Raw genomic sequence first — 9,084 nt, forward strand, 5'->3', positions numbered from 1 at the left:
TCAGGAATTGGGCGTCGAACCGATCATGTCGGCGAAGCGATCGAGCAGGCTGAGATAGCGGCGGATGGTGGCGGCTTTGAAGAGACCAGCGTCGTATTCGAGCACGAGCTCGATGGTATCTCCGTCGTCGCTGGCAAACAGGGTGAGATCGAACTTGGAGGTGTGGAACGTATGATCGAACGGGGTTATCTCGGGGCCGTTCGGGGAGGGCGTGTTGCTGGGAAGAGGCACCCCGATGTCCACGTGAACATCGGCGAAATTTTGAAACGCATAGACGATGTTGAGCAACGGCTGGCGATTGGCGGCGCGATCGGGGTTGAGCTGCTGCACCATGAGGTCGAAGGGATACTCCTGATGTTCCAAAGCGGCGTCGGCCGTTTCCACGACCTGGTTGAGCAGCGCGTCGAAATCCATCGAGGCATCAAGGCGCGCACGGACGGGCAGCAGATTGACGAAGAAGCCGAGCAAGTTTTCCAAGTCGGGGTGGTGTCGGTTGGCGTGACTCACGCCGATGCAAAAGTCGGGCTGTTGCGTGAGTTGAAACAACAGCAGATCGAACACTGCCAGCAACGTGTTGGCGACGGTCGTGCGCCGTTCGGTGGCGCGACGACGCAACGCGGCGGTGGCAACCGCCCCGAGAGTGTGTTTCTCATGATCGCCCCGGAAGTCACGTTCGGTGGTCGAGGGGAAATCGTAGGGCAGCGCCAGGGCGGAGGGGGCGCCGCGCAATGCATGCAACCAATAGCTTTCCTCGCGGTCCCAACCGCGGGCTTTTTGCCAACAAGCGAAATCCTTGTAGTGCAGGCGCAGGGCGGGCAGCGGAGGCGTGGCACCACTCATGGCGGCTGCATAGGCGGCGAAAATTTCACGATACAGCACGTTGCCCGACCAACCGTCTCCCACGATGTGATGAATCGTTTGGAGATAAACCCAGCGATCATCCTTCAGTTGCAACAAGGTCGTGCGCAGCAGTGGCGGGGTCTTGAGATCGAAGGGGGCGACCGCTTCCCGGTCGGCGATGGAACGAGCTTCGGATTCGGCGTCGCTTGAGTCGCGCAGGTCGACGCGGTTGAGCGTATACGGAACGTCGGCGTGAATGCGTTGCACCGGATCGCCTTCGATTTCCGTAAATTCCGTGCGCAGGGCCTCATGTCTTTGGATCACACGGGCAATGGCTTGTTCGAGCGCGGTGGGGTCAAGTGGACCGTCCACCCGATAAGCTTCCGGCATGTTGTAAGCCGTCTCGCCACCGAGTTGGTGCAGCAGCCACAAGCGTTGCTGGGCGTAGGAGAGCGGATAGTGCGGCGCCGGCGCAGCGAGAGGGATTTGCCGGTCGCCTGATTCCGCCGTATTGGGGCGCCGGTTGGCGTCCACCTGGGTGGCGAGTCCGGCGATGGTCGCATGGTCGAAAAACGTGCGCATGGGCACGCGCACCCCGAGGTCGCGCTGAATGCGCGAGAGTAGTTGCATCGCTTTGAGACTATGGCCGCCTTGCAGGAAAAAGTCATCGTCCACGCCGATGAGGGAAACCTGCAGCACGTCCTGCCAGAGTTTGGCGATGGTGACTTCGGTCGCGGTGCGCGGTGCGATCTTATCCTCGGACGGCGCGGCGAGGGCCGGGTCGGGATCAGGCAGGGCGCGTCGGTCTACCTTGCCGTTGGGGGAGAGGGGCAGGCGATCCAAGACTACCCAATGTCCGGGCAGCATCGCGGCTGACAACGTGCTGCGCAGATGGTCGCGGCAGGCAGCGACAGGGTTGGCCTCGGCGTATTTTGGCACCACGTAGGCCACGAGTTCCAGGTTACCGCCCATATCGCGGGCCTCGACCAACGCGTCCGCCACGCTCGGAAGGTGGCGTAGGTTGCTTTCGATTTCGCCCGGTTCGATGCGCACGCCCCGCACTTTGACCTGGCGGTCACTGCGCCCGAGAAACTCCAACCTGCCATCCGCTCGCCAGCACGCGAGGTCCCCGGCGCGATAAAGTCGTTGTTTGCCATCACCCGGATCAAGCGTGGGGAAGCGTTCGGCGGTGAGTTCATCCCGGGCATGATAACCGCGAGCGAGCCCGTCCCCACCGATGAACAACTCTCCGGGCACGCCAATGCCCGCGGGTTGGCCGCGGCTATCCAGCACATAAAGCCTCTGGTTGGCCATGGGACATCCGATGGGGGTGGACTCGTCTCCCCGTGATTCCGGCGGAGAGGCATTCTCGTAGAAACAGGTGTCGATGGTCGCCTCGGTTACCCCGTAGCTGTTGATGATGCGACGCCCTTGACCGAAGTCGGTGACCAGTCGGCGATAGTCGGCGGCGCGCAGGGTATCGGACCCGAGAATCAACATTCCCAGATCAGGCAAATCCGTGTTGGTGTGCCGTGCGTGTTCCATCAGGGGCAGGATCAGTCCGGGGGTGCTTTCAAACTGGGTGATACGGTGCTCGCGCAACAACGCCACCAGTCCCTCCGGATCCAGGCGGGTGTCGGCGTCGCACAAGTAAAGCGTGCCTCCATTGGTCAACGCTCGAATGAGGTCTCCGGCGAAAACATCGAAGGATAGACTGGCCATTTGCAGAATGCGGGGGGCGGCTCCGGGTGCGTTCAGACCGTAGCCTTCCCGCCAAGCTACGGCGGCGTTGACCAATGAACGGTGTTCGACGGCCACGCCCTTGGGGCGGCCGGTGGAACCCGAAGTGTAAATCAAATAGGCGAGATGGTGGGGCTGCAGGGTCACCGGCGACAGATCCTGTTCCGGTTGCACTGGCACCTCCTCCAGATGAAGCACTTCCATCGTTTTTGCGTCGACCGGCAAGGCCTGCGCATCCGTGCGAGTGGTCACCACGATACGCGCTCCGGCATCCGCCAGCATTCCGCGCAAGCGCTCGGCGGGATAAAGCGGGTCCAGCGGCAGATACGCGCCGCCGGCCCTCATGATGCCGAGCACACCGATGATCATGTCGGGCGTCCGTCCCACACTTAGTCCGACGACGGTTTCCGGTTTCACCCCGCGGGCCTGCAACTGCTCGGCCAACGCGTCGGCACGCAGGTGTAATTCCTCATAGGTCAGCGCCGTATCGCCTTGGACCACTGCCAGTGCGTGGGGGTGATCGGACCGACCCTTCTGCAGTAGCGTGACCAAAGTGGCCTGGTTCGGCACCGCGGTGCCGGTTTGATTGAACGTGATCGTCACTCGCTCGTGCTCTGCCTGGGGCAGACAGGAAATTGACCCGATGGCCTGCTGAGGGTTTGCGACCAAACCAACGAGCAGGGTCTCGAAACGAGCGGCCAGTCGCGCGATCTGATCATCTCCGTAGACCGCCCGATCATGACCAAAGCGCAGACTGATCGAGGTCCCGGGATCAATGGTCAGATCAAAGTCGTAGTGGGTGCGGTCGTGCGCCTCGACGTGTTCGATCACCGGCGCAGCGGCGGAGCCACCCGTCGTGGTGCGATCAATGGGGAAGTTTTCAAACACCAGGAGATGATCGAACAGTTTCCGTCCCAACGGGGTGAACGTTTGGATTTCCGGAAGTGGCAGGTGATGATGCGGCTCCGCGGTCAACGCGTCGCGCTGGGCGGTTTTCAGCAGATCTCCAAACGACCTATCGTCTCCGCAAGTGATGCGAACCGGCACGGCGCAGATGAACAGCCCCACCATGCGCTCGACGCCGGCGAGGTCCGCCGGGCGACCGGAAACAATGGCGCCAAAAACGACGTCCTCGGTTCGATTGAGCCGTCCCAGCAAAATGCCCCACGCCGCTTGCATCAGGGTGGCCAGAGTGGAACCGGTGTCGGTGGCGAGTTTCCGTAGCTGCTGACTGAGGGATTCGCCAAGTTCGACGCTATACTCGTGGTGTTCGGGCGTGATGGTCGAGGTGGGTTCGGCGGGAAGCGGGGATGCGTCGTCGTATCCATTCAGGTAGGACGACCAGAAATTACGGGCCGCCTCGGGCGGACGTTGTTCGAGCCAACGCACGTAGTCGCGGTAGGGGATGCTTGGCTCCAGTTTGGAGTTTCCGGCGTAGCACGCGAAAAGATCGCGATGCACGAGGCCCAGACTCCAACCATCGAGCAACACGTGGTGGTAGCTCCAGACGATTTCAGTGAGGTCGTCGGCCAACTGCCATATCGTCACTCGCCACAAGGCATCGTGAGCGAGGTCGAACGGTCGGGCTAAATCCTCCTGGCGGCTTGCCGCGATGTGGGTGCGCTGCTCGTCCGCATCGAGGTGGCGCAGATCGTGGACTGCGGTCACGGGGACGCGTTCGCGCCAGATGATTTGCACGGGCTCCGGCGTGTCTTCGTGCACGAACGAGGTGCGCAGAATGGTGTGGCGCCGGGCGAGTTCGTGCCACGCGGCGACGAAAGCACTGGCGTCCAATGTCCCGCGCAAGCGGTAGGCCATCTGCACGAAGTAGGCGCTCGAGGTCTCATCAAAGACCGATTGGAACAACAACCCCGCCTGCATGGGCGAAAGCCGGGCCACATCCTCCACCGCTGTCGCCGACCAACCGTGTCGTTGCAGGAAGGATTCATATTCAGGAAGTTGAAAGACGGGCGAGGTGAAGTCCGCGGGAGTCGCCTCCGGCGCGATGTCGGACGTCGTGAAGCGGATGAGGGCGTCGAGTTCTTCGGCCCAGTCATCCAGTAACGTTTGCATCGCGTCCGCGTTCACGCGTTCCACCCCAAAGGTCAGCGATAAGCCCAAACAACCTCCGGTGACGGCCGCTCCTGCATCGATTTCGTGAGGACGCGTGACGTCGGAACCAATGGGAGAGCCCGAAGATTCTTCCGCAAAGCGCAGTTCGCTCTCGGCCTCGTCGTCGAACCGCCCGAGATAGTTGAAGGAAATCGGAATCTCGGCGGTGGCTGTGCTCAGTTCGGTCGCGTTGCTCAGGAACGCACTCGGACCGAAAGTATTGCCATGCTCGGGAACCAAACGGCGGGCTTCCTTCAGCGACTTGAGTTGGCGGGCGAGATCACCTTCGACGATTTCCAGAACGAACGGATGCAACGCGGTAAACCAGCCCACCGTATGTTCCGGTGGAGGGATGTCGGCACGTGCGTCGCGGCCGTGGCCTTCCAACATGACTCGTGTCGTCGCCCCTCCATGCCACCGCTGCAGCGCTCGGCCCAGGGCCAACAGCAGAAAGTCGTCCACCTCGGTGTGAAAAGCCGCATGCACCTCGGTCAACAAACTGCGGGTGGTGGCCTCACTTAAACGGGTGCCGATGGTGGACGTGTTCCCGAACCGGTTGGGGGTATCAGATCGCGGGGCCGGCCACGGCGCGACCGGGCGCGCGAGGACACTACGCCAATAGAGGAGATGATCATGTGCCTGCTCCGCGACCGCGGTGCTCCAACGGTGGATGTTGAGAGGGCGGGGACCAAGTTCCGGTGCGTCCATTGCCATCGCACTCGTCAAATCTTCGATGATGAGACGCCATGAGACGCCATCGACCGCGAGATGATGGGCAACCAACAGCAGGCGTTCCCTGCCCGGGAGTCGGTAATGCACCGCCTGGAATAGAGGGCCGTCCGCCAAATCGAAACCGCGTTGAATCGTTTCGGTGTGAGCGAGACGGGCTGCGTCATCGGGCACCGTTATGCAGACAAGCTCACACGGATGAGATGGGGGAAGAATTTCCAGAACGTCTCCGCGCAAGACGGTGCGCAAGGCATCATGGTGACGCCACACCGCCGTGACCGCCCGGGCAATTTTGGTGTCATTCCACGCGGTGCGCGGTTGCAACAGAACCGCTTGGTTGAAGTGATGTCGTGCGGTCGTGAAGTGCTGCAGAAACCATGCTTGGGCGGGCGTGGGTGCCACCGGACCCACGTGCGCGGAGCGCGGGGTCGGAGCGGTGGTTGAAACGTTGCGGTCCAAATATGCGGCCAGCGAGGCCACGGTCGGGTGTTGGAAAAGGTCCGCAACGCGAATCGTCCATCCGGCACGACGTAGTCGGCTCGCCACTTGAATCGCACCGATGGAGTCACCGCCACTGGCGAAGTAGTTGGCGTGAATGCCGATGCGTTCCAACGCCAGCACGCCGCCCCAGATCTCGGCGACAACGCGCTCCACTTCGTTGCGCGGTGCCACCGTTTCAAGCTCTTCATTTGTCGGAGGCGGCGGTAACGCTTGACGGTCGACCTTGCCATTGGGCGTCAGGGGCAAGGCGGGCAACGTCACGATCACGGGAGGAACCAAATAATCGGGTAAGTGTTCCGCCAGCGCAGCGCGCAAGGTCTCGGCGTCGTTCGTCGAGGCGGCGTAGCCGATCAGGCGTTTGCGGGCGGAACCCTGATCCACCATGACCGCAGCGGCGTGGACTCCAGCCAACGCTGCCAGCGCAGCCTCAACTTCCCCGGGCTCGATCCGGTGTCCATTGATCTTCACTTGCCGGTCCGCGCGGCCGATGAATTCCAACGTGCCATCTCCCCGCCAGCGCACGCGATCGCCCGTGCGGTAGAGTCGTGCGCCTGGTAGTTGCGGATGCGGCACGAACGCGGCCGCCGTGAGCTCGGGCTGGCCGATGTAACCTCGGGCCAGTCCGTCACCGCCGGTATAAAGTTCGCCGACGGCGCCGATCGGCACCGGCCGGAGGGAGTCGTCCAACACCGCCACGGTGGTGTGACTGATGGGGCGGCCGATTGGTATCGAACCGTGGTTCAGATCGGACGTAAGGATGCGATGACAACACGTGAAGGTCGTGTTTTCAGTGGGACCGTAGCCGTTGATCAGTCGGGTATGGGGTAACGCGGCCAAGGCCTGGGCCACGTGTCGCGGGCTCAGCACATCTCCGCCCGACAATAACTGCCGCACGCCGCGCAGGTCTTCGACGCGTTCATCGACCATGAGGTTGAACAGTCCGGCCGTCAGCCAGAGCGTCGTCACCTCCTGCGCCTTCACTGTTTGCCCGATCTGTTCCAAGGTCGGCGTGCCGGGCGCCATGATCGCGAGACGGCCGCCGTGGAGGAGTGGTCCCCACAGCTCCAAGGTCGACGCATCAAATGCGATCGGAGCCATCAATAAAAAGACTTCGTCGGGACCGAAGCGGGCAAAGACCTCGCCGTGCACCAAACGCAAAACCGCGCGATGCGGCACCGCGACGCCTTTGGGCGTGCCGGTCGAGCCGGAGGTGAAACTGATGTAGGCGAGGTGGTCCGGTCGCATTTCAACCTCGGGCGGCTGAGCGGGGGCGGAGTCAATTTCGGCGGATATTTCGGTCGGACAAATGATGTCGACGTCGGATGGCATTTGTTCGCGATGAACCGGGTCAATCACGACTATGGAGCAATCCGCCGCCGCCAGCAGGGCTGTGATGCGTTCAGTCGGGTAGGCGGGATCGAGTGCGAGATATGCCCCTCCCGCCTGCAATATTGCCAACAGCGTCACCACCAGTTCCGGCGAACGTTCCTGGCACACCCCGACGGGCTGGTCCACTTGCACGCCGCGCGAACGCAGCACATGGGCGAGTTGATGGGATCGTCGGGCCAGTTCGCGATAGCTGATGCTCTGGTCGCCAAATGTCAGGGCGGCGGACGTCGGAAAACGTTGGGCGGTCGCATTAAAAACAGCCGCAAGGGATGTTGACGGATAGTCGGGGCATGGACCCGCTCCCCACGCCAAGAGTTGCTGTGCTTCGGCGGGAGGCAGCCGTGGCAACTGGGCGAGCGGGCGATCGGGCGACGCCACAAATTGCTCCAAGCTGAATTGGAACTGCGCGACAAATCGCTCGGCCGTAGCGGCGTCGAATAAAGCGGTCGCGTATTCCAACGCCCCGCTGATGCCAGCCCCCGATTCCTGCAGCGATAGTGTCAGGTCAAACTTGGCGACGGCGGCGGGCAGCTCGATGGCTTCGAGACCGAGCTCGGGTGGAGCGGGGTGGTCCGGACCAGCTGAGTCCGCGGTCAACATGACTTGAAACAGCGGATTGCGGGTGACATCGCGGTCCGGCAGGAGCTCCGCGACGATAGCCTCGAACGGCACATCCTGATGAGCGAAACCATCCAACGTGGCTTGACGGGCGGCGTTTAAGAGCGTGCGAAAAGTAGCGGTTTCCGCGTCCACTCGGGACCGCAGCGCCAGGGTATTGACAAAAAATCCGATCAACGGCTCCAAGGCCGCCATGCCGCGATTGGCGACAGGAGCGCCGAGCACCACGTCGTTCTGCCCACTCAAGCGATGTAACCAGCCATGGCCGACGGCCAGCATCGCCATGAAGAAAGTCGACTCGGTGTCGGCAATGAGCTGACGCAGCTTGACGACGACATCCGGAGACACGGTAAACGGTATACTGGCCCCCGTGTAATCCGGCCGAACAGGGCGCGGCCGGTCGCAGGGCAGTTCCAACTCCGTGGGATCGGCCAGCTGCTGCCGCCAATAGGCGAGTTGAAGGTCGCGCAGACCCGCGTCGAGTCGCTCCCGTTGCCAAGCCGCAAAGTCGCCGTATTGAATGGGCAAGGACGGCAGGGCCGGTGCGGCTCCTTTTGATGCGGCCCCGTAAATCAGACCCAGTTCGCGCACCAGATTGTCCATCGACCAGGCGTCGGAAATGATGTGATGCATCACCAACACCACGTGCTGCTCGTTCGAGCCGGTGCGCAGCAGGGCAAGCCGCAATAATGGTGCCTGGGCCAAGTCGAACGGGCGCAGGCTGACTTCGGCCGCTGCGCTCATCAATTCGCCGGGCGAAGTATCAATGATTTCGATCGCCACTCGCGCCTCGTCGTGACGCCGGACATGGGCGCGGCCGTCAATGGCCGGGAAGGCCGTGCGCAAAACGTCATGACGTTTTACAATGGTGGCCAGGGCCGTCGCCAATTGCTCCACCGCGACCGCGCGCCCGAGCTTTACCACCACCGAAATATTGTAGGCGGGACTCGTGGGTTCGAGTTGCTGCAGAAACCAAAGCCGCTGTTGGGCGAAGGAGAGCACCGGCTCCGCCCCCGAAGGGCGCACGGGGATCGAACGCGGAGACTCGGCGACGGCATCGCCTTCTTCATCAAGCAGCATGGCCAACAGCTCGTCATCGACTTGGTCGAAGGCGTCGTCAGACGAAGCGGAGGGAATTGAATCGGCATCCATGAT

Annotated in this window: 1 protein-coding gene; it reads right to left on the bottom strand. The window is 62.3% G+C overall.

Annotated elements, in window-relative coordinates:
• On the bottom strand, positions 1–9,081 hold the full coding sequence (locus PXH66_RS02435; protein WP_330930235.1) for an amino acid adenylation domain-containing protein: 9,081 nt from the start codon (positions 9,079–9,081) through the stop codon (positions 1–3).
• Between the last annotated feature and the right edge of the window lie 3 nt (positions 9,082–9,084).

This window comes from Synoicihabitans lomoniglobus (assembly GCF_029023725.1).
Taxonomy (GTDB): Bacteria; Verrucomicrobiota; Verrucomicrobiia; order Opitutales; family Opitutaceae; genus Actomonas; species Actomonas lomonigloba.

Coding starts and splice junctions, on each gene's coding strand:
- PXH66_RS02435 (WP_330930235.1), bottom strand. CDS start 9,081: ATGGATGCCGATTCAATTCCCTCCGCTTCGTCTGACGACGCCTTCGAC.